The 19246-nt window shown below is 60.0% G+C and carries 17 protein-coding genes and 4 tRNA genes; 14 read left to right on the top strand and 7 right to left on the bottom strand.

Annotated elements, in window-relative coordinates:
• Nucleotides 1-103 precede the first annotated feature (103 nt).
• The 8 genes from ACUCV0_RS18790 (at nt 104) to ACUCV0_RS18755 (ending at nt 7055) form a co-directional block, all read left to right on the top strand.
• Nucleotides 104-179: transfer RNA gene (locus ACUCV0_RS18790), tRNA-Asn, on the top strand.
• A 10-nt stretch (nt 180-189) separates the two neighbouring features.
• Nucleotides 190-266: transfer RNA gene (locus ACUCV0_RS18785), tRNA-Pro, on the top strand.
• A 5-nt stretch (nt 267-271) separates the two neighbouring features.
• A tRNA-Lys gene (locus ACUCV0_RS18780) sits at nt 272-347 on the top strand.
• 278 nt (nt 348-625) lie between these two features.
• Nucleotides 626-1159, top strand: coding sequence for a GspH/FimT family pseudopilin (locus ACUCV0_RS18775; RefSeq protein ID WP_482213366.1), 534 nt, complete (start codon nt 626-628; stop codon nt 1157-1159).
• The gene (pilV, locus tag ACUCV0_RS18770; RefSeq protein ID WP_059316084.1) at nt 1160-1756 is read left to right on the top strand and encodes a type IV pilus modification protein PilV; all 597 of its coding nucleotides are present in this window, start codon (nt 1160-1162) and stop codon (nt 1754-1756) included. It abuts the gene before it with no gap.
• Between the two features lie 3 nt (nt 1757-1759).
• Nucleotides 1760-2545 (top strand): PilW family protein, encoded by a 786-nt coding sequence (locus ACUCV0_RS18765; RefSeq protein WP_482213365.1) that lies wholly within the window; start codon nt 1760-1762, stop codon nt 2543-2545.
• Nucleotides 2542-3147 carry a pilus assembly PilX family protein gene (locus tag ACUCV0_RS18760; RefSeq protein ID WP_482213364.1) on the top strand — a complete coding sequence of 202 codons (606 nt, stop codon included), beginning with the start codon at nt 2542-2544 and terminating at the stop codon, nt 3145-3147. Before ACUCV0_RS18765 ends, ACUCV0_RS18760 begins: the two co-directional genes overlap by 4 nt.
• Nucleotides 3144-7055, top strand: coding sequence for a pilus assembly protein (locus tag ACUCV0_RS18755; RefSeq protein WP_482213363.1), 3912 nt, complete (start codon nt 3144-3146; stop codon nt 7053-7055). The genes ACUCV0_RS18760 and ACUCV0_RS18755 overlap by 4 nt, the downstream gene beginning before the upstream one ends.
• 70 nt (nt 7056-7125) lie before the next feature.
• Here the strand turns inward: ACUCV0_RS18755 and cyoE are convergent, their stop codons facing one another.
• From cyoE to ACUCV0_RS18725, 6 genes are all read right to left on the bottom strand, one after another.
• On the bottom strand, nt 7126-8010 hold the full coding sequence (cyoE, locus tag ACUCV0_RS18750) for a heme o synthase (RefSeq protein WP_271652937.1): 885 nt from the start codon (nt 8008-8010) through the stop codon (nt 7126-7128).
• Nucleotides 8011-8024: 14 nt separating this feature from the next.
• The gene (gene cyoD, locus ACUCV0_RS18745) at nt 8025-8363 is read right to left on the bottom strand and encodes a cytochrome o ubiquinol oxidase subunit IV (RefSeq protein ID WP_482213362.1); all 339 of its coding nucleotides are present in this window, start codon (nt 8361-8363) and stop codon (nt 8025-8027) included.
• Entirely contained in the window at nt 8363-8977 is a 615-nt protein-coding gene (locus tag ACUCV0_RS18740) for a cytochrome o ubiquinol oxidase subunit III (protein WP_059316079.1), read from the bottom strand. Before ACUCV0_RS18740 ends, cyoD begins: the two co-directional genes overlap by 1 nt.
• Before the next feature lie 3 nt (nt 8978-8980).
• Nucleotides 8981-10969, bottom strand: coding sequence for a cytochrome o ubiquinol oxidase subunit I (cyoB, locus tag ACUCV0_RS18735; RefSeq protein WP_271652936.1), 1989 nt, complete (start codon nt 10967-10969; stop codon nt 8981-8983).
• A gap of 3 nt (nt 10970-10972) precedes the next feature.
• Entirely contained in the window at nt 10973-11896 is a 924-nt protein-coding gene (gene cyoA / locus ACUCV0_RS18730) for a ubiquinol oxidase subunit II (protein WP_059316077.1), read from the bottom strand.
• Between the two features lie 406 nt (nt 11897-12302).
• Nucleotides 12303-12378: transfer RNA gene (locus ACUCV0_RS18725), tRNA-Thr, on the bottom strand.
• 291 nt (nt 12379-12669) lie between these two features.
• Here ACUCV0_RS18725 and ACUCV0_RS18720 point away from each other — a divergent pair.
• Nucleotides 12670-13668, top strand: a complete 999-nt coding sequence (locus ACUCV0_RS18720) for an SDR family oxidoreductase (RefSeq protein WP_482213361.1) — start codon at nt 12670-12672, stop codon at nt 13666-13668.
• 86 nt (nt 13669-13754) lie between these two features.
• On the opposite strand, the gene ACUCV0_RS18715 is transcribed toward ACUCV0_RS18720, so the two are convergent.
• Nucleotides 13755-14234, bottom strand: coding sequence for a pilin (locus tag ACUCV0_RS18715; protein ID WP_482213360.1), 480 nt, complete (start codon nt 14232-14234; stop codon nt 13755-13757).
• A 212-nt stretch (nt 14235-14446) separates the two neighbouring features.
• Between ACUCV0_RS18715 and pilB the strand changes: the two genes are divergently transcribed.
• From pilB to yacG, 5 genes are all read left to right on the top strand, one after another.
• Nucleotides 14447-16141 (top strand): type IV-A pilus assembly ATPase PilB, encoded by a 1695-nt coding sequence (pilB, locus tag ACUCV0_RS18710; RefSeq protein ID WP_482213359.1) that lies wholly within the window; start codon nt 14447-14449, stop codon nt 16139-16141.
• Nucleotides 16142-16352: 211 nt separating this feature from the next.
• Nucleotides 16353-17570 (top strand): type II secretion system F family protein, encoded by a 1218-nt coding sequence (locus ACUCV0_RS18705; protein ID WP_482213358.1) that lies wholly within the window; start codon nt 16353-16355, stop codon nt 17568-17570.
• The gene (locus ACUCV0_RS18700; protein WP_482213357.1) at nt 17570-18442 is read left to right on the top strand and encodes a prepilin peptidase; all 873 of its coding nucleotides are present in this window, start codon (nt 17570-17572) and stop codon (nt 18440-18442) included. Before ACUCV0_RS18705 ends, ACUCV0_RS18700 begins: the two co-directional genes overlap by 1 nt.
• Nucleotides 18439-19050, top strand: coding sequence for a dephospho-CoA kinase (coaE, locus tag ACUCV0_RS18695; RefSeq protein ID WP_482213356.1), 612 nt, complete (start codon nt 18439-18441; stop codon nt 19048-19050). Before ACUCV0_RS18700 ends, coaE begins: the two co-directional genes overlap by 4 nt.
• Nucleotides 19047-19244, top strand: coding sequence for a DNA gyrase inhibitor YacG (gene yacG, locus ACUCV0_RS18690; RefSeq protein WP_007160931.1), 198 nt, complete (start codon nt 19047-19049; stop codon nt 19242-19244). Before coaE ends, yacG begins: the two co-directional genes overlap by 4 nt.
• Nucleotides 19245-19246: the final 2 nt, after the last annotated feature.

Below are 19246 nucleotides of genomic sequence, written 5' to 3'. Positions count from 1 at the left end.
CAGGCTAGGTGTTGACGTCTGTTTCTACTTCCGTAAAATGGCGCACCTCACTTACGGCAAAGCCTAAAGGGCTTTACGGTAAGCGGGGTTGGAAGACCGAAGTTCCGCGATAGCTCAGTCGGTAGAGCAAATGACTGTTAATCATTGGGTCCCTGGTTCGAGTCCAGGTCGCGGAGCCACTTCCAGTTTCGGGGTATAGCGCAGCCCGGTAGCGCGCCTGCTTTGGGAGCAGGATGTCGGGAGTTCGAATCCCCCTACCCCGACCATATTTGGGTCGTTAGCTCAGTTGGTAGAGCAGTTGGCTTTTAACCAATTGGTCGTAGGTTCGAATCCTACACGACCCACCATTTCTACCAGAAACCCTCCGCAAGGAGGGTTTTTGCGTTTCTGGGCACTTATTCTTCCTCAGACCCAGCCCCAGACTAAGCGTTATCCCGAAATCTTTCTGCTTCCAGTATTCCGCCTTGCCATCCTCGACTTATCACGCCGCGCTCTATTTCGCTCATCTCCGGCGAACACCTTAATCCGGGTAGCTTTCCGCGCGAATAGAAGCGATAGCCGGTCATAGCGACTGCCTAAGCACTTACTACTATCAGGTGAAGTAACGAGCTTTTAGGCGGTGGGAATGCAGTCGAAACGCCTCTCGGGTTTCACGCTCATCGAGGTCCTGGTCGTCATAGCGCTGCTGGGTATTGTAACGGCGCTGGCGGCGCCTGGCTTCGCGAACCTGGTGCAAAGCAACCGCGTCCAGGCGGCAGCAGGGGAGTTGCAGCGCGCTCTCTATTATGCACGCAGTGAAGCCATGAGCCGGGGGGTGAACGTCGTGATCGCCACCGAGCCGGAAGATACCAATGGCTGGATGGGTGCGCTGAAAATCACCACGGCCAAGACTGTGGTGCTGCCAAATGCCGAAGTCCTGCGGCAATACAGTGGCGGGCTGGGAAATGGCGTCAACGGGAGGGGTTTCATTGGCGGTGCTCCTCTCACTAGTCTGACCTTCCAGCCCAATGGCAGTCTGAAACTCAGCGGCGAAGCCACCATTCGCATCTGCGCCACCAATGCGCTCACCCAAGGCAAGCAGTTCACCCTCAACCAAGGCGGAGTGCTGACAGTAATCGACTACACGCCTAGTCGTGCCAGCGCCGTGGGGTGCAGCTAGATGAAGCGTCGGGAGGGTGGGTTCAGCATGATCGAGGTGCTGGTCAGTCTGGTGATCATCTGCATCGGCGTGCTGGGCATGGTCGCCCTGCAAACGCGTAGCGTGGCGCTGTCCCAAGACTCCGTGCAGCGCAGCAACGCCATGGTGCTGGCCAACGAGCTGCTCGAACTGATGCGCAGCAATCGTGATCAGGTGGTGGCGAGTGACAAGGTCAAGATCGACGGAGCCTATATCAAGCAGCCCGGCACCAACTTTCGCACCAAGGCGCTCGATGCCGGCAAGACCTGTTTGACCCGGGATCGCTCCGCAGGAGGCGAGACGGTGGCGGGGCAGGATCTGGTTTGCTGGTTGAATCAGGTGAAAGCCTTGCTGCCGGTGACGGATACGCTGATCGCCAGCAGTTTCGCGGTCTGTCCGGCGTCCGGCGTACCGCCATTGCCCTCCAGCGATACCGCCGGTAATACCACACCGCTCAAGGTCTGCGAGACCAATGCGGTGGCACCGGTAATGGTGGTGGTGGCCTGGCAGGACGTCAGCAACGATTCGCTGAATTGCCCCAGGGGCGTCTGCTACTACGCCCTACGCTCGGAGCTGTAGGCCATGGACCTCAAACCACGCAGACAGAGGGGCTTTTCCCTCATCGAGATGATGATCGTCCTGACCGTGGGCACCTTTCTAGTGCTGGGCGTTTCGCAGATCTATATCAACAACAAGCGCAGCTTTCTCTTCCAGCAGGGCCAGACCGGCAATCGCAACAACGCCCAGCTGACCTTGCAGGTGCTCGATCGGCAATTGGCACGGACCGGCTTCCGCGCCGAAATCCGTTATCAGGGTAGCCTGCAGGCAGCCTTTCCGGCGGTGGGTGAGGTCAAGGATGCCGATGACATCAGCTGTCCAGCCTTCGCTGCCGGCGCCACCTTCGCAGCGACCACGGACAGCGTCAACGCACCCACCGGTGTCTGCATTCGCTATCAGGGCGCACTGGACAGCAAGGACCAGGACTGCCTCGGCAACCCCATCCCGCGAGTGAATCTCAATGCAGGCGGCAACGTCCTGCTTAAGCTGCGCTATACGGCAGGAAATGCCCCTGGCAGTGGCACCCTGAGCTGCACCGTCTGGAGCGAGCGTGGGGGCGCGCTGACACCGAAGGGCAGTGCGGTGCTGGTGCAGGGACTGCAGGACTTCCGCTGGTCAATCCCACCCAAGGCGGATACACCAGCCGTGCGCTACGCGGCATTGCTCAGTACCACTGAAGCATTACCCAGCGATGTGGCCAGCAATACGGCTGCCAATTGGCAGACCCTGACCGGACTGCAGATCGCGGACGCCAGTCGACCCATGCAGATACTGCAGAGCACCGTCACCCTGAGGAATCTTGCGCTATGAGCCCGGTCCTTGGCAGGCAGCGCGGCGCGACCTTGCTGATCGCCCTGGTGATGTTGTTGCTGCTGTCGCTACTGGCCGCCTCCAGCATGCGTCAGACCTTGCTGCAGGCGCGCAGTGGCGGTGCCGCTCTGGAAAACACCCAGGCCTTCAATGCCGCGGAGGCGGCGTTGCGCGAAGGTGAGCGGCGATTGGTGGCCCTCAGTCGGCAACCGTCCTTCACGGCCTTCAGTGCCGGCTTCGCCAGTTGTTCGGAAAGCGTGCCAGCGGTACGCAGTGCCTTCGCTAAGGCGCCAACCGGCGACCTGTGCATCCTGACCAAGGCTAGCGATCTCAATACCGGTGCCCTGACCCAGACCTGGGCAGCAGCGGCGCTTCAGGCAAGCGGGACCGATCCTACAGCGCGTACCGTCGCCTATCGCGGCTCCGATGGCAGCGCTTCCTTCGCCCAGACACCCCGTTGGGTAGTGACGGCCATAGGTAGCAGCTCGGTCGATGTCTCGGCGCCAGCCACCAACCTGTTTCGGATCACTGCCGTGGCCCAGGATCGCGGCAAGCGCTTTCCGGTAATCCTGCAAAGTGTCGTCGCCCTGGAGGTGCCATGAGCCGAGCTGCATCGGGCATCGGGTCTCTGGCCCTGCTGCTGACCCTGGCCGCACCTGCGGCTCAGGCTGCGGCCCTGAATCTGAGCCAACAGCTGCTGTTTCTGACCAACAGTGTCGGTCCCAATCTGTTCGTTACCCTGGACAATTCCACCAGCATGCAGATGGCGGTGGTGCCGGATGCCTCCAATACCGATGCCATCCGCCCAACCCGCCGTGCCAAATCGGCGGCCTTCAACAGTCTCTACTACAACCCGGCGATCAGCTATCCGGCGCCCTATGCGGTGAGCTACAGCAGTACGGGCGGGCTGACCCGTACGCGACTGTCCACCAGCTTTACCAGTGCCTATGTAAACGGCTATCGATCGAGCCTGGGTAGCGTCAATCTGGCCACCGACTACCGCGTCAGCTGGAGTTATAACCCCAATCTGGTTACTACAGATCCCAATGTGGCGCGGGGTAACTCCTACGGAAATCCGGGGCTGCAGAACAATAGCCCGAGCATGCTGGCGGAGAACCCGTCTCAGGATTTTTTCAGTAGTGGTAATTACCGTGGAACCAGCTCGACCTATGGCAGCCTCACGCTGCTCACTATTCTGTTGGGTGTCGGCTTCAGCGAGAACATCAACGGTGCTCAAGTCAGTATCAGCGACGCCTCCCTGCTTGAGCGCCTACTGACAGGGGCAGCGCTCAATGGTGGCTGTACTGCGAGCATTGCCAATACGACGTCGGTTACCTACAGCAATGTTACCTGTACCCGCAACGTGGACTACGGGCTGCTTGGGGTGGTTTCCTCGGTCAACTACACGGTCACGGCCAATACCAATGTTTCTGCTGCCATCACCGGCGTGCAGGCCTATTACTATCTCTACGATACGACACTCAGTACTTGTCTTCCCGCCACCTTGCAGACCGAGGGCTGTTACCGCCGGGTCCTGGTCGGCAGCTCTTCCGGTCCCGGCGGGACGGACGAGCGGCAGAACTTTGCTAACTGGTATTCCTTCTATCGCAGCCGTGCCCTGGCCGCTCAGACATCGACCAACCTGGCCCTGGCGGATGCCTCGGAAAATCTCCGACTTGGCTGGCAGGCATTAGGTACCAGTGACAGCTGCATCTTGGTAACAGCCAACGCCAACTGCCGCGGCATCAGCAACTCCAGTTCCACGACCTATGACAATCGGTTGAGACCCTTTGCTGGTTCGCACCGGGCGGCTTTCTTCACCTGGCTCGGTGATGTCTATTACAACCAGAGCACGCCGCTGCTCCAGGCGGTTGCTCGTGTCGGCGAGCTGCTCAAGACCAGTGGGAGCAATAGCCCATACGCCTACGATCCAGGTAACAGCGAGTCACCGGTCTATGGCTGTCGCGCCAGCTATAGTCTGGTGGTGACGGACGGGATCTGGAATTCGGCCTTTACCTCCAGCAACTCCGACGGCTCTGCCGCGACCCTCCCGGACGGACAGCAGTACTCACCCCAGGCACCCTTCCAAGACACCACCTCCAGCACTCTCGCAGACCTGGCCTTTCTCTACTGGCGCACCGATGCCCAACCCGGGCTCGACAACAAGGTACCGCCCTACAATACCGTGACCAACAGCGAGGTTCGGGGCCCCAATACGCTTTCGCCCTACTGGAATCCGCGCAATGACCCCGCCACCTGGCAGCACCTCACGGGGTTCTACGTGGGTATCGGCTTGAGCAGTGCGCTGATCAATCCCGATTGGGATGGCGATACCTTCGCCGGTGGCTATGCTGGCTTGGCCGCAAGCACTACGCCCTGGCCGGTGGCGGGTGCGGATAACTCGGTCAATCAGAATAACGTCTACGACCTCTGGCACGCGGCGATCAATTCGCGGGGCGAGTTCTTCAGTGCGGAAAACGCCAGCGATCTGATCACCTCCCTTGGCAAGGTCGTCACGCGGATCACCCAGTCCACCAGCGTCGGCGCCAGCCAGATCGTATCGCCCACCCGAGTGGGGGACACCAACGCGCTCTTTACCTATTCCCCATCCTTTTCCAGTGCCGACTGGAGCGGGGATGTCATCAAGTACCAACGCACGGGTACCACCCAGACGAGGATCTGGAGCGCCGCTCAACAACTCGATGGCAAGTACGCTGCAGGTAATACCGGCTTCGGCACTCGCAAGATCTATATGGCCAAGGGTGGCGCCTTGACCGATTTCGCCTGGGTGAATCTGAATACCGATCAACGACTCAGTCTCAACAAGACTTCCGGTGGCACGACCGACACCTATGGCAGTCGTCGAGTGGATTATCTGCGCGGCGATCGTGGCCAGGAGGCGCCTGGCGCTACGCCGGCGTTCCGGCCGCGCAGTCATATCCTTGGTGACATCGTGAATTCCTCACCGGTGGTAGTGGATGGCCCCAATAGTCCCATCGCCCTGATGGACGCGACCGTTGGCGACAATTCCTACGCGACGTTCCGCAGCACCAATGCGTCCCGTGAGCGACGTATCTATGTCGGTGCCAACGACGGCATGCTGCATGCCTTCAACGACCAGGGGCAGGAGGTCTATGCCTTCGTTCCCAGCGCGGTCATCGTCAATCTCACCCGGCTGACGGAGCGCAGCTATAACGGAGGGGGCCATCAGTCCTATGTCGACAACACGCCAGTAGTGGGCGACGTCTATTTCAACGGGGCCTGGCGCACGGTACTGATCGGCACGTTGCGCGGGGGAGGGCGGGGCATCTTTGCACTGGACATAACCAATCCCAATGCCCCGGTGCTGCTCTGGGAAAAGTCTGACGCCGACGCCAGCTACAAGGACCTGGGCTTCACCTACGCCCAGCCCGTCATTACCCGGCTGCATACCGGCGGCTGGGGCGTGGTGGTCAGCAATGGCTACAACAGTGCCCAGGACAACGCCGTGCTCTATGTAATGAGCGTGGCCGACGGCAGCCTGATCAAGGCCTTGCCGGCCAGCGATAATATCGCCACACCCAACGGCCTGAGTTCGCCCTTCGTGGCCGATGTCGATGGCGACCTGATTGCCGATTACGCCTATGCCGGTGACCTCCACGGCAATCTCTGGCGCTTCGATCTGATCGGCACCTCCCTAACCGCAACGGCCGCAGCGGACAACTTCCGTGTCGCCTTCGGGGGGCGGCCACTCTATACCGCCCAGGCCAGTAGCCTGGTGTCCGGTACTACCAATCTGGTCCAGCCGATCACCGCCAGTCCTGCGGTCGTGGCTCACCCGAGTGGAACGGGACATCTGGTGCTCTTTGGTACCGGTAAGTATCTCGAAGCCAGCGACGCCCTCGCCAATACCAGCAAGGCGATGACTCTCTACGGCATCTGGGATCGCCAGACCGATGGCTCGGCCGCTGGCAGTACTCCGGTACTGACGATCGCCAACCTCCAGCAGCAGACCCTGGGCAGCGATCAGCGCATCAGCTACACCAGTTCTGCCGGTTCCAGCGTCAGCAGTACGGCTAACACCCTCTCCACGACGTCAGTCAGCTATGACGCCATTACGGCGACCAATGGCAAACAGGGCTGGTATCTGAATCTGCCCTTGAATGGCGAACTGGTAATCAACAAGCCCCAACTGTTCAACGGTACCCTGCTGATGAGTTCCCTGATTCCCAGCACCGACGCCTGTACCGCCGGGGTCACTACCTACCTCTATGCCCTGGATCCCTACACCGGCGGCAACAACAGCGGCCTGTTCAACTTGGGGACGGACACGGTCTATGGGCGTATCCAGCTCGATGGTCTGCTCGGTGGGATCGTGCCCTTCGTCTACGGTGACGGCACTTTCAGCATGGAAGGGACCCTGGCGGATGCGGCGATCTATGGCAGCGACGGCAAGTCACCGAATGGCTTGCGGGGTGATCTGCCCGCCAGTCGCCGCCAGACCTGGCGCGTAATCACCAACCAGGACTAGCGGCAGCGGCTTTCACGCAGGCATGAAAAAGCCCGGCACTAGGCCGGGCTTTTTCATGGAGCGGGGCGTCTCAACGCGCGTAGGTTACCAGCACGTCACCCGGGATCTGGAAATCTACCGACATCATCACGGACAGTGCGGTGATGGCGATAATGGAGAACCCGAACAGCTTGCGGGCCCACTGCACGTCATTCTCGGCCTGATAGCCCATGAAGGCCAGGCGCAGCCACCAGGCGCCGATCACGGCGGCCACTGCCAGGTAGACGTAGCCGGCATAGCCAAGCACGGTCAACAGCAGGGTGGCGGCCAGGAAGGCTACGGTGTACCAGACGATGTGACGCTTGGTTACCGAGATGCCCTTGGCCACCGGCAGCACCGGAATCGAGGCCGCGGTGTAGTCCTTGAGACGGAAGATGGCGATGGCGTAGGAGTGCGGCATCTGCCAGAGGCAGAAGATCAGCAGCAGCACCGCAGCACCGCTGTCGAACTGGCCGCTGGCAGCGCAATAACCGATCACCGGCGGAGCGGCACCGGACAGGCTGCCGACCAGGGTACCGTGGACCGAGGCGCGCTTGAGCCAGAGGCTGTAGAGCCCCACGTATACCACGAACCCCATCACCGCGAAGGCGGTGGCGACCAGGTTGGTCGCCACGTAGAGCAGCCCCACTCCGGCCAGGCCGAGGAGGGTGGCATAGGCCAGCGCCACCTTCGAGGAGATCGTGCCCTGGACCAGGGCACGATTGCGGGTCCTTTCCATCTTCTGATCGATGTCCATATCGATCACGTTGTTGAACACACAGCCAGAAGCAATGACCAACGACACCCCGATAGCCGTCGCCAGCAGCAACAGCGGGTCGATGCTTCCTTTGGAAGCCAGGAAGAACCCGCCGGCAACCGAGATCAGGTTGCCGAAGATGATGCCCGGCTTGGTCACGAGAAGGTACTTCTTGATCATTACGTCGGCCCGGTTCAGTGGATCATCATGTTGTGGTGCATGTGGTACATGATCCACAGGGATCCCACGACCACGATACCGACGATGACCACGGTGAAACCAAAGGAGATCACGTTCCAACGCTGCTCTTCGGACGTGTTCAGGTGCAGGAAGAAGTACAGGTGCACCAGCAGCTGTACCACCGCCATGATCACCACGATCGCCAGGGTCGCGCCCTTGGAGAAGGTGGGGAACATCACCAGGCCGAAGGGAATGACCGTCAGGATGACCGACAGGATGAAGCCGACCATGTAGCTCTTGAGAGTGCCATGGCTTTCGGCGGTATGCCCGTGGGCGTTATGGTCGTGCGCCATTACAGCACCCCCATCAGATAGACGATGGTGAAGACGAAGATCCAGATGATGTCCAGGAAGTGCCAGAACAGGCTCAGGCACGACAGGCGGGTGGCATTGGTGGTGGTCAGGCCCTTGGAAGCGACCTGCAGCATCAACACGATCATCCAGATCAGACCCGAGCTCACGTGCAGGCCGTGGGTGCCGACCAGCGCGAAGAACGACGACAGGAAGGCACTGCGATCCGGACCGTAGCCTTCTTCGATCAGATGGTGGAACTCATAGACTTCCATGCCGATGAAGCCGGCACCGAACAGCCAGGTGACCGCCAGCCAGCCCAGGACGCCACCCTTGCTGCCATGGTGCTGGGCAATCATGGCGAAGCCATAGGTGATACTGGAGAACAGCAGCAGGAAGGTTTCGACCAGGACGAACGACAGTTCGAAGATGTCCTTCTGGGAGGGGCCATCAGCATGGGCCCCGCTCAGTACTGCATAGGTCGCGAACAGCGTCCCGAACAGAATGCAGTCGGTCATCAGGTAGGACCAGAAGCCGAACGTCTTCATCGATCCGGCGTCGTGGTGCCCATGCTCCTCGGCATGGGCGACTTCGTTATGCATAACTTGATTCGCCATTGGTTAGGCCTGCTTCAATTTCGCCAGGGACTGAATGCGCGCGTTTTCGATGCGTGCCACTTCTTCCGCTGGTACGTAGTAGTCGACGTCTTCGTCATAGCTGCGGACGACCGCAGTGACGATGCAGCCTACGAAGCTGGCGATGGCCAGCCACCAGATGTGCCAGATCAGGGCAAAGCCAAGGATCAGGGCGAAGAGGCTGATCACGATGCCGGCGCCGGTATTGCGCGGCATGTGGATCTGCTTGTAGTCCGCATCCTTCTTCTCGGTGATGCCTTTTTCCTTCATGCCCCAGTAGGCGTCGATGTCGTGCACTTCCGGCACTTCAGCGAAGTTATAGAAGGGCGGCGGCGAAGAGGTGGACCATTCCAGGGTACGGCCATCCCACGGATCGCCCGTCACGTCCATGTTCTCCGGCAGATTGCGGTCGCGGATACTGACGTAGAACATCCACAGCTGGCTCAGGATACCCAGGGCGATGATGCCGGCGCCGATGGCGGCGGTCACCAGGAAGGGGTGCCAGTCGGGGTTGTCATAGTGGTTCAGACGACGGGTCATGCCCATAAAGCCCAGCATGTACAGCGGCATGAAGGCGACATAGAAGCCGATCAGCCAGCACCAGAAGGCCTGCTTGTTCAGCTTCTCGTTCAGCTTGAAGCCGAAGACCTTCGGGAACCAGTAGATCATGCCGGCGAAGTAGCCGAACACGGCGCCGCCGATGATCACGTTGTGGAAGTGAGCGATCAGGAACAGGCTGTTGTGCAGCACGAAGTCGGCGCCCGGTACCGCCAGCAGAACGCCGGTCATGCCGCCGATGCTGAAGGTCACGATGAAGCCCAGGGTCCAGAGCATCGGCGAGGTGAACTGGATGCGGCCCTGGTACATGGTGAACAGCCAGGTGAAGATCTTCACACCCGTCGGGATCGCAATGATCATGGTCGCGATGCCGAAGAAGGCGTTGACGTTACCGCCCGAGCCCATGGTGAAGAAGTGGTGCAGCCAGACGATGAAGGACAGCACGGTAATGGCTACCGTTGCCCAGACCATCGACACATAGCCGAACAGACGCTTCTTGCTGAAGGTGGAGGTCACTTCCGAGAACACGCCGAAGGCCGGCAGGATCAGGATGTATACCTCGGGATGGCCCCAGGCCCAGATCAGGTTGGTGTACATCATCTGGTTGCCGCCGGCTTCCGCGGTGAAGAAGTGGAAGCCCAGGTAACGGTCCAGGGTCAGCAGTGCCAGGGTAACGGTCAGGATCGGGAAGGCTGCCATGATCAGGATGGCAGTACACCAGGAGGTCCAGGTGAAGATCGGCATGCGCATCAGGGTCATGCCCTTGGTGCGCATCTTCAGCACGGTCACGAAGAAGTTGACGCCGGTCAGGGTCGTGCCGATACCGGACAACTGGAGCGCCCAGATGTAGTAGTCCATCCCTACGCCTGGACTGTACTTGATGCCTGACAGCGGCGGATAGGCCACCCAGCCGGTCGCGGCGAATTCGCCCACGAACAGCGACATCATGATCAGCACGGCGCCGGCTACGAACAGCCAGAAGCTCAGTGAGTTCAGGAAGGGGAAGGCCACGTCGCGGGCACCGATCTGCAGCGGTGTCACCACGTTCATCAAGCCGGCCACGAAGGGCATCGCCACGAAGAAGATCATGATCACGCCGTGGGCGGTGAAGATCTGGTCGTAGTGATGAGGCGGCAGGTAGCCCTCGGCCCCGCCAGAGGCGATGGCCTGCTGGCTACGCATGAGGATGGCGTCGGAGAAGCCGCGCAGCAGCATGATCAGGGCGACGATGAAGTACATCACGCCGATCTTCTTGTGGTCGACGGTGGTCAGCCACTCTTTCCAGAGGTAGCCCCACTTGCCGAAGTAACTGATCGCTCCCACCAGTCCCAGGCCGCCCAGGGCGACCGCGAGGAAGGTTACGAGAATGATCGGCTCGTGATACGGAATATCCGCGAGAGTTAATTTACCGAACATGACTTATTCCTCGGTACCGTGTTGACCGCCGTGCTGGCTCATGTCCATCACGTGATCGGTCTGCTTGCTGAAGTCGGACTTCATGAACTTCTTGATGACCGTTCTGAACAGATCCGGCTCGACCGTCGAGTAGTAGACGACCGGCTGCTTCTCGCTGGGCTTGGCCAGCTCGGTGTAGCTCGCCTGATCCAGGGTCTTGCCACCCGACTGCTTGACCTTGTTTACCCAGGCGTCGAAATCACCGGCGGTGGGTACCGCGTGCACGGCAAAGATCATGTCGGAGAAGCCAGCGCCACTGTAGTTGGCAGAGCGGCCTTCGAACTCGCCGGGATGATCGGCGATCAGGTGCAGCTGGCTCTGCATGCCGGACATGGCGTAGATCATGCCGCCCAGGGCCGGGATGGACAGGGTGTTCATGACCGACTCGGAGGTGATCTTGAACTGCACCGGGCGATTGACCGGGATGGCGATTTCATTCACCGAAGCGATGCCCTGCTCCGGGTAGATGAACAGCCATTTCCAGTCCATCGAGACCGCTTCGATCACCAGCGGCTGCTCGGGATGGTCGAGGGGCTTGAAGGGATCCAGTTCATGGGAGGTCTTCCAGGACAGGATGCTCAGGAACACCACGATCGCCAGGGGGACCAGCCAGACCACGGCTTCGATCTTGTAGGAGTGAGCCCAGTTCGGGGTGTACTTGGCGTCCTTGTTGGTCGCGCGGTACTTCCAGGCGAACAGGAAGGTCATCACGATGACCGGGATCACCACGATCAGCATGAGGCCGAACGCTGTGTAGATGAGGTTGCGTTCTTGCACGCCGATGGAGCCTTTCGGATCCAGCAGCACGGCGTCGCACCCGCTGAGCAGCAGCGCGGCGGCACCGGCCAGAAGCCAACCGGTTGGTTTTAGATACTTCGTTAGTTTCATCTCACGACCTCAGTAGAGCGGCTCATCGTGGTTATTCTCTCAACGTGCCTGTCGCCAGCCTCATGCTCCGCAACGGACAGGCATCCGTGCGGCAGGCTGATGGATTGCAGAAATTGCGGGATTTCGCAGCGCGGTATGGTGCCACAGAGGGGCTGGATATTCGACCCTTTGGTCAGCCGCCGTTCAGGTCTTGCCGGCCGTCAAGAAAGCAGAAAACGGGCGGTGTAAGGCACTGTCATGCGCTGGGTAAGAGTAGCTGAGCAGCGGGGAGTCGCCAGTTTGATCAGGCTTATGCGGTTCGCCCGGAGGCAAGGCTCAGGTCGGGGAAGGGCGCAAAAAAGCGCGGCCCAAGGCGGCTAAGGCCTTGAAGGCTTTGAAAAGACAGGGCGAGGAAGAAGCAGAAGGGTGGTGCCGGAGATAGGAGTCGAACCTACGACCTTCGCATTACGAATGCGCCGCTCTACCAACTGAGCTACACCGGCACGAAGCTTTCAATGATAAGTCTTCGGTTATCTGCTGTGCAAGCCTGGTCATTGAGTGTGCATGAAGGCCTGTGGCGATGTGTCGCACTGCTGCCTGCTCCGGATTTCGCGATTCACCAATGCCTCTCGGCCATACGCGATTTTTGAGAGGAGAGGTCAGCGGTCAGGAGCGAGGTCCATTCGGGAAACCTTTGCGGGAGTCGTCATACCTAATCCTTCGCGGATCCAGCCTTGCCGCAGCTTCGACCCCCTGATCCTTCCAATTGATAGCTGCCCATGCGGAGAGCCCCAATGACCGATTACTCCCTTACGCGTCGTAACGTACTCGTTGGCTCCGCCGTGGGGCTAGCTGCCGCTGCTTCAGGCGCTGCCGTCGCCCAGGAAGGCGCCAGCGTGCCTCGCCCCGCCAAGCCGCTGCAGGACCCGCGCACCAAGTACACCCGTGAGCCCTTCAAGGAGCAGCGCCAGGAATGGCCGGCGCTGACCAGCAAGATGGAACCGCGTCCCGATCATGGCGAGACCAGCTATCACGGCTCGGGCCGCCTGGCCGGGCGCAAGGCCCTCATCACCGGCGGCGACAGCGGTATCGGTCGCGCCGTGGCCATCGCCTTCGCCCGCGAGGGGGCGGATGTGGCCATCAACTATCACCCTTCCGAAGAATCCGACGCCCAGGAAGTGGTCAAGCTGATCCAGGAGGCCGGGCGCAAGGCCATCACCCTGCCGGCCGACATCCGTACCCAGGAGGCTTGCGAAGAGGTGGTGAACAAGGCCATCCAGCAACTAGGTGGCCTGGATCTCTTGGTGAACAACGCGGCTTACCAACAGAGCAAGGCCGACATCCTCGAAATAACCGACGAGCAATTCGACCGAACCTTCAAGACCAACGTCTATCACGTCTTCCGCTTCAGCAAGGCCGCCATCCCGCACCTGCCGCCGGGCGCCAGCATCATCAATACCGTCTCGGTGAATTCCTACGATCCTGGTGAAGAGCTGATCGATTACGCCTCGACTAAAGCCGCCATCCTCAATCTCACCAAGGGCATGGCCAAGCAACTGGCCAAGAAGGGCATCCGCGTCAACGCCGTGGCACCGGGTCCGGTTTGGACACCGCTGCAGGTAGCGGGTGGGCAATTGGAAGGACAGATGAAGGAGTTCGGCCAGGACACGCCGCTGGGCAGGGCCGGGCAGCCGGCGGAGTTGGCGGGGCTTTATGTAGCGCTGGCGGAGGAGGATGCGAGTTTTAGTACAGGGACGGTGGTGGGGGCGTTTGGGGGGAAGGGGATGCCTTAATAGCGTTTTCTATTCAAAGCTAGATTTTTGCGTTTATCTTAGTTGTGTTTGAAAGGCCTTCACTGGCCTTTCAAACACACAAAAAATTACATCGATGCGCAGTTTGACGGGCGGACTGCATCTGCTAGATCAGAAGTGCAAACCCAGCTGCCATCAGCAACGGTATATACGAGATCAACTTTCTTTCCATTGATCTTGTCGTTCACGCCGCTCGTTTTAAAGGTTGCTTCTAGCTTGCAGGAAGTTGTGCCAGTTGCTGTTGCGGTGATTCCAGAAACATACTTTCCCGACAATGTATAGCCGTTAGAGCTGTTAAGCGCACCTGCAGGTACGGGGGCTGCACTCGTACCGCCAGCAGCAGCTGTGCTACAAGCGTTAGCTAATCCAGCCGAGCCGGCTACATCAACGAGGGGGGTCTTTAGCCCGCCTAGCAAAGTCATCGCCTCGGCTACTTGCGCGCGGGCGGTATAGTTTTGATATTGCGGGATTGCGATTGCTGCCAGAATACCGATGATCGCAACCACGATCATCAATTCGATCAGGGTAAAACCTTTTTGAGCTTTCATTTCAAATCTCCGAGGTTGGATCAGGCCAACGTGCCTGCTTGAGGTATAGCACAGGCCGTGCCAAAGAAAAGTGGCGACTGCAGCACGTTTTCCTTGTGGTGGGCGTCAATAAAAGGGCAGCACGTGACAAAAAATGTCAGCTGTCTGACGCCATTTTGCGGACGGTCTGGGGGGTGCTATAACGCCTGTTGTAGCCAAGGGCGGGAATAATGATGAACGAGACGGTGATGCTGTCAGGGCTGGCACGGCAGTTGGTGGATGCTCAACTGCTGGCGGAGGCGGCAGCGCAGCAGGCGGTGGTCAAGGCCAAGCAGGCCAAGGTGCCACTAGTGACCTATCTCGTTCAGCAGCGGCTAGTGCAGAGCCGACCGCTGGCAGAATTGGCTGCTCAGGAGTTCGGTGTGCCCTTTTTGGATCTATCGGCCATCGACAAGGAGCAACTGCCCAAGGACATCGTCAATGAGAAGCTGATGCAACAGCATCACTTCCTGCCGCTGAGCAAGAGGGGCAACAAGCTTTTCATCGCGCTCTCGGATCCGACCAACCAGCAGGCCATTAACGATGTCTCCTTTGGCAGCAAGCTGGCGGTCGAGGTCGTGCTGGTCGAGGACGACAAGCTCCATCAGGCCATCGAGCGGTATCTAGATACGGGTACGGGTGGTCTGGATCTGGGTGACATTGATCTCGACCTGGAGACAGATGGCAGCGAGCGTCCTCAAGAAGCCGTAGCCGGCACCGATGCCGACGATGCGCCCGTGGTGAAGTTCGTCAACAAGATGCTGCTCGATGCCATCAAGAAGGGGTCGTCCGACCTGCACTTCGAGCCCTATGAAAAGATGTACCGGGTGCGCTTCCGCACTGACGGCGTCCTCCACGAGGCGGCGCGGCCGCCGGTACAACTGGTGTCACGGATCTCGGCGCGGCTCAAGGTGATGTCCAATATGGATATCTCCGAGCGGCGCAAACCCCAGGATGGGCGGGTCAAGCTGAAGGTATCCAAGACCAAGTCCATTGACTTCCGCGTCAACACCTTGCCCACCCTGTGGGGCGAGAAGATCGTGATGCGGATTCTGGATTCCTCCAGTGCCCAGATGGGGATCGATGCCCTAGGCTACGAGGATGTGCAGAAAGAGCTCTACCTGCAGGCGCTCAAGCAGCCACAGGGAATGATCCTGGTGACCGGGCCGACCGGTTCGGGCAAGACGGTCTCCCTCTATACCGGTCTCAATATCCTCAATACCGAAGACATCAATATTTCCACTGCCGAGGATCCGGTGGAGATCAACCTGGAAGGCATCAACCAGGTCAACGTCAATCCCCGTCAAGGACTCGACTTCTCCCAGGCGTTGCGGGCCTTCCTGCGTCAGGATCCTGACGTGATCATGGTTGGTGAGATTCGAGATCTGGAAACGGCGGAGATTGCCATCAAGGCGGCCCAGACCGGCCATATGGTGATGTCGACCCTCCACACCAACAGCGCGGCGGAAACCCTGACGCGTCTGCGGAACATGGGGGTGCCCGCCTTCAACCTGGCGACTTCGGTCAACCTGATCATCGCCCAGCGTCTGGCGCGCAAGCTGTGCAATAAATGCAAGAGAGTCCATGAGGTACCGCGTGAGGCGCTCTTGGCCGAAGGATTTCGCGAGGAAGAGATCGGTAGCTTTACCCTCTACCAACCCATTGGCTGTGAGGACTGCAATGCCGGTTATCGTGGTCGGGTAGGTATCTATGAGGTGGTGAAGGTCACCCCGGCGCTGCAGCAGATGATCATGGAAGAGGGTAACTCCATCGAGATCGCGGCGCGGATGCGCAAAGAGGGCTTCAATGATCTGCGACGGTCGGGGCTGGTGAAGGCCATGCAGGGGATTACCAGTCTGGAAGAGATCAATCGGGTGACCAAGGACTGATGGTTTTCCCTCACCCTAGCCCTCTCCCAGAGGGAGAGAGGACTTGATCGGAGCGGCGGTTGTGGAGCGCGCATAAGGTTTCAGCATCACAGGGCGTCTACAAGTCCGGCATATGGCGCGATGCTTGCCTTTAAAGCGGCAACCGGCTCTGAACAGAGCATTCTTTTGACGGGCTCGCCACGGCGGGCCGAGCCTTTGACGAGTCGAGGCCATGGCCGATAAAGCTATCAAGATGGGCAGCTTCACCTGGGAAGGGACCGATCGCAAAGGGACCAAGGTGAAGGGCGAGATGACGGGCCTGAATCCTGCGCTGATCAAGGCGCAGTTGCGCAAGCAGGGCATCAATCCGACCCGGGTGCGCAAGAAGTCGGTGTCGCTGTTCGGCAAGGGCAAGAAGATCAAGCCCATGGATATTGCCCTGTTCACTCGACAGCTGGCGACCATGATGAGCGCCGGTGTGCCCCTGCTGCAGGCCTTCGACATCATTGGCGAGGGCTTCGACAATCCCAACATGCGCAAGATGGTCGACGACATCAAGCAGGACGTTGCCGCGGGTAACAGCCTGGCCAACTCCTTGCGCAAGCAGCCGCAGTATTTCGATGACCTCTATTGCAACCTGGTGGATGCCGGTGAGCAATCGGGTGCCTTGGAGACCTTGCTGGATCGGGTAGCCACCTACAAGGAAAAGACCGAGGCGTTGAAGAAGAAGATCAAGAAGGCCATGACCTATCCCGCAGCGGTGATCGTCGTCGCGGTGATCGTGTCGGCCATTCTATTGATCAAGGTAGTGCCTCAATTCCAGTCGGTATTCGAGGGGTTCGGGGCTCAGTTGCCGGCCTTTACCCTTATGGTCATCGCGATTTCCGAGGTCTTGCAGGAGTGGTGGTTGCTGGTACTGGGCGGGCTCTTTGTGCTGGCTTTCTTCCTTCGCCACTTCTACAAGAAATCGGAAAAATTCCGCGACGCGGTCGACCGGGGATTACTGAAGATCCCATTGATCGGCTCCATTCTCTATAAATCGGCCATTGCCCGTTATGCGCGGACCCTGGCCACTACCTTCGCGGCGGGGGTCCCCCTGGTGGATGCCCTGGACTCGGTAGCGGGTGCGGCCGGCAACGTGGTGTTCCGCAATGCCGTGGAGAAGATCAAAGGCGATGTGTCCACCGGTATGCAACTCAACTTCTCCATGCGTACCACCGGGGTGTTCTCTTCGATGGCCATCCAGATGACGGCCATTGGTGAGGAGTCGGGCTCGCTGGACGAGATGCTGTCCAAGGTCGCGACCTTCTATGAAGACGAGGTCGACAACATGGTCGACAACCTCACCACGCTGATGGAGCCGATGATCATGTCGGTCCTCGGGGTTCTGGTCGGTGGTCTGATCATTGCCATGTACCTGCCCATCTTCCAGCTCGGCTCGGTGGTCTGATGGCGCTGTTGGAGTTTTTGGCCAGCGCGCCGCTGGCCGCGGCGCTGTGCGCGCTAGTCCTGGGGTTTTTGGTAGGCAGCTTTCTCAATGTGGTGGTCTATCGCCTGCCGATGATGCTCAGGCGGGATTGGCAGGCGGAGGCGCGCGAAGTACTGGAGCTACCAGCCGAGCCGGCCGGCGCCCCTTTCGACCTGGCGCGGCCTGCTTCTCGCTGCCCTCATTGCCAGCGTGCCGTACGGCCCTGGGAAAATGTGCCGGTGTTGAGCTATCTGCTCTTGCGCGGTCGTTGCAAGGGCTGTCAGGCGAGCATCAGCTTGCGTTATCCAATAGTAGAGTTGGCCTGCGGACTGCTATCCGCCTGGGTGATCTGGCATCTAGGTGTCACCTGGCAGGGCGGGACTTTCCTGCTGCTGACCTGGGGGCTGCTGGCGGCCAGTCTGATCGATGCCGATCATCAGCTGTTGCCAGACGTCATCGTCCTGCCGTTGCTATGGTTGGGGCTGATCGCCAATCAGTTCAGGCTGTTCACCACCCTCGGCGATGCCGTCTGGGGCGCGGTAGCGGGCTATCTGAGTCTGTGGCTAGTGTTCCAGCTGTTCCGCCTGGTGACCGGGAAGGAAGGCATGGGCTATGGCGACTTCAAGTTGCTGGCGCTGCTCGGCGCCTGGGGGGGCTGGCAGATCCTGCCCCTGACCATCCTGCTGTCGTCGCTGGTGGGTGCCATCCTGGGCGTCATCACCCTGCGTCTGCGGCGGGCAGAAACCAGCACGCCCTTGCCCTTTGGTCCCTATCTCGCCGTAGCGGGGTGGATTGCCTTGCTCTGGGGTGATCAAATAACCGGCTTGTACCTGAACTTCGCCGGATTCCGATGACTTCTGCCTGGACCCTCGGCCTGACCGGGGGCATCGGCAGTGGCAAGAGCGCCGCTGCCGAGCATTTCGCCCAGTTGGGCATCACCTGTGTCGACGCCGATCAGGCCGCCCGTTGGGTGGTCGAGCCGGGACGACCGGCGCTGGCCGAGATCGCCGGGCATTTTTCATCGGCTGTCTTGCAGCCGGATGGCAGCCTGGACCGGGCGGCGCTTCGGACCGCGATCTTTGCCGATCCGGCCGAGCGGCGCTGGCTCGAAGCCCTGCTGCATCCCCTTATTCGCCAGGAGATCCTGGCGGCCCTGGCCCGGGCCGAGTCGCCCTACGCCATCCTGGTGTCGCCGTTGCTGTTCGAATCCGGGCAACGGGCGCTGGTCCGGCGCGGGCTGGTGATAGACGCGCCGGAAGCGCTGCAGCTTGAGCGAGCCATGCGCCGTGACGGAGTGGACGAAGCCCAGGTGCGGGCCATCCTGGCGGCGCAGCTGCCGCGGGCTGAGCGCCTGGCCAAGGCGGATGACGTCATCTGCAACGACGGCGATCTCGCCACGCTCCACACCGAAGTGGAGCGCCTGCATTCCTTTTATCTGACCCTTGACGGAGGCCAAGCATGAGCACTCTCACCGTGGACTGCCCCACCTGTGGCGCACCCGTGGAATGGAGCGAGAAGAGCGCCAATCGGCCCTTCTGTTCCGACCGCTGCAAACTGATCGACCTGGGTGCCTGGGCGGCGGAAGAACACGCCATCCCGGGCAATGAGCTGGAAGACGATCTCTACTCGGAAGACCTTAATCGGCGCGGCCACTAAGC

Source organism: Pseudomonas sp. VMV1 (genome assembly GCF_056790235.1).
This window is presented reverse-complemented; position numbering and strand designations above follow the sequence as displayed.

Bases quoted from the DNA above. Each gene is read 5' to 3' on its own strand.
- ACUCV0_RS18775 (WP_482213366.1), top strand. From the start codon at position 626: ATGCAGTCGAAACGCCTCTCGGGTTTCACGCTCATCGAGGTCCTGGTC.
- pilV (WP_059316084.1), top strand. From the start codon at position 1,160: ATGAAGCGTCGGGAGGGTGGGTTCAGCATGATCGAGGTGCTGGTCAGT.
- ACUCV0_RS18765 (WP_482213365.1), top strand. From the start codon at position 1,760: ATGGACCTCAAACCACGCAGACAGAGGGGCTTTTCCCTCATCGAGATG.
- ACUCV0_RS18760 (WP_482213364.1), top strand. From the start codon at position 2,542: ATGAGCCCGGTCCTTGGCAGGCAGCGCGGCGCGACCTTGCTGATCGCC.
- ACUCV0_RS18755 (WP_482213363.1), top strand. From the start codon at position 3,144: ATGAGCCGAGCTGCATCGGGCATCGGGTCTCTGGCCCTGCTGCTGACC.
- cyoE (WP_271652937.1), bottom strand. From the start codon at position 8,010: ATGATCAAGAAGTACCTTCTCGTGACCAAGCCGGGCATCATCTTCGGC.
- cyoD (WP_482213362.1), bottom strand. From the start codon at position 8,363: ATGGCGCACGACCATAACGCCCACGGGCATACCGCCGAAAGCCATGGC.
- ACUCV0_RS18740 (WP_059316079.1), bottom strand. From the start codon at position 8,977: ATGGCGAATCAAGTTATGCATAACGAAGTCGCCCATGCCGAGGAGCAT.
- cyoB (WP_271652936.1), bottom strand. From the start codon at position 10,969: ATGTTCGGTAAATTAACTCTCGCGGATATTCCGTATCACGAGCCGATC.
- cyoA (WP_059316077.1), bottom strand. From the start codon at position 11,896: ATGAAACTAACGAAGTATCTAAAACCAACCGGTTGGCTTCTGGCCGGT.
- ACUCV0_RS18720 (WP_482213361.1), top strand. From the start codon at position 12,670: ATGACCGATTACTCCCTTACGCGTCGTAACGTACTCGTTGGCTCCGCC.
- ACUCV0_RS18715 (WP_482213360.1), bottom strand. From the start codon at position 14,234: ATGAAAGCTCAAAAAGGTTTTACCCTGATCGAATTGATGATCGTGGTT.
- pilB (WP_482213359.1), top strand. From the start codon at position 14,447: ATGAACGAGACGGTGATGCTGTCAGGGCTGGCACGGCAGTTGGTGGAT.
- ACUCV0_RS18705 (WP_482213358.1), top strand. From the start codon at position 16,353: ATGGCCGATAAAGCTATCAAGATGGGCAGCTTCACCTGGGAAGGGACC.
- ACUCV0_RS18700 (WP_482213357.1), top strand. From the start codon at position 17,570: ATGGCGCTGTTGGAGTTTTTGGCCAGCGCGCCGCTGGCCGCGGCGCTG.
- coaE (WP_482213356.1), top strand. From the start codon at position 18,439: ATGACTTCTGCCTGGACCCTCGGCCTGACCGGGGGCATCGGCAGTGGC.
- yacG (WP_007160931.1), top strand. From the start codon at position 19,047: ATGAGCACTCTCACCGTGGACTGCCCCACCTGTGGCGCACCCGTGGAA.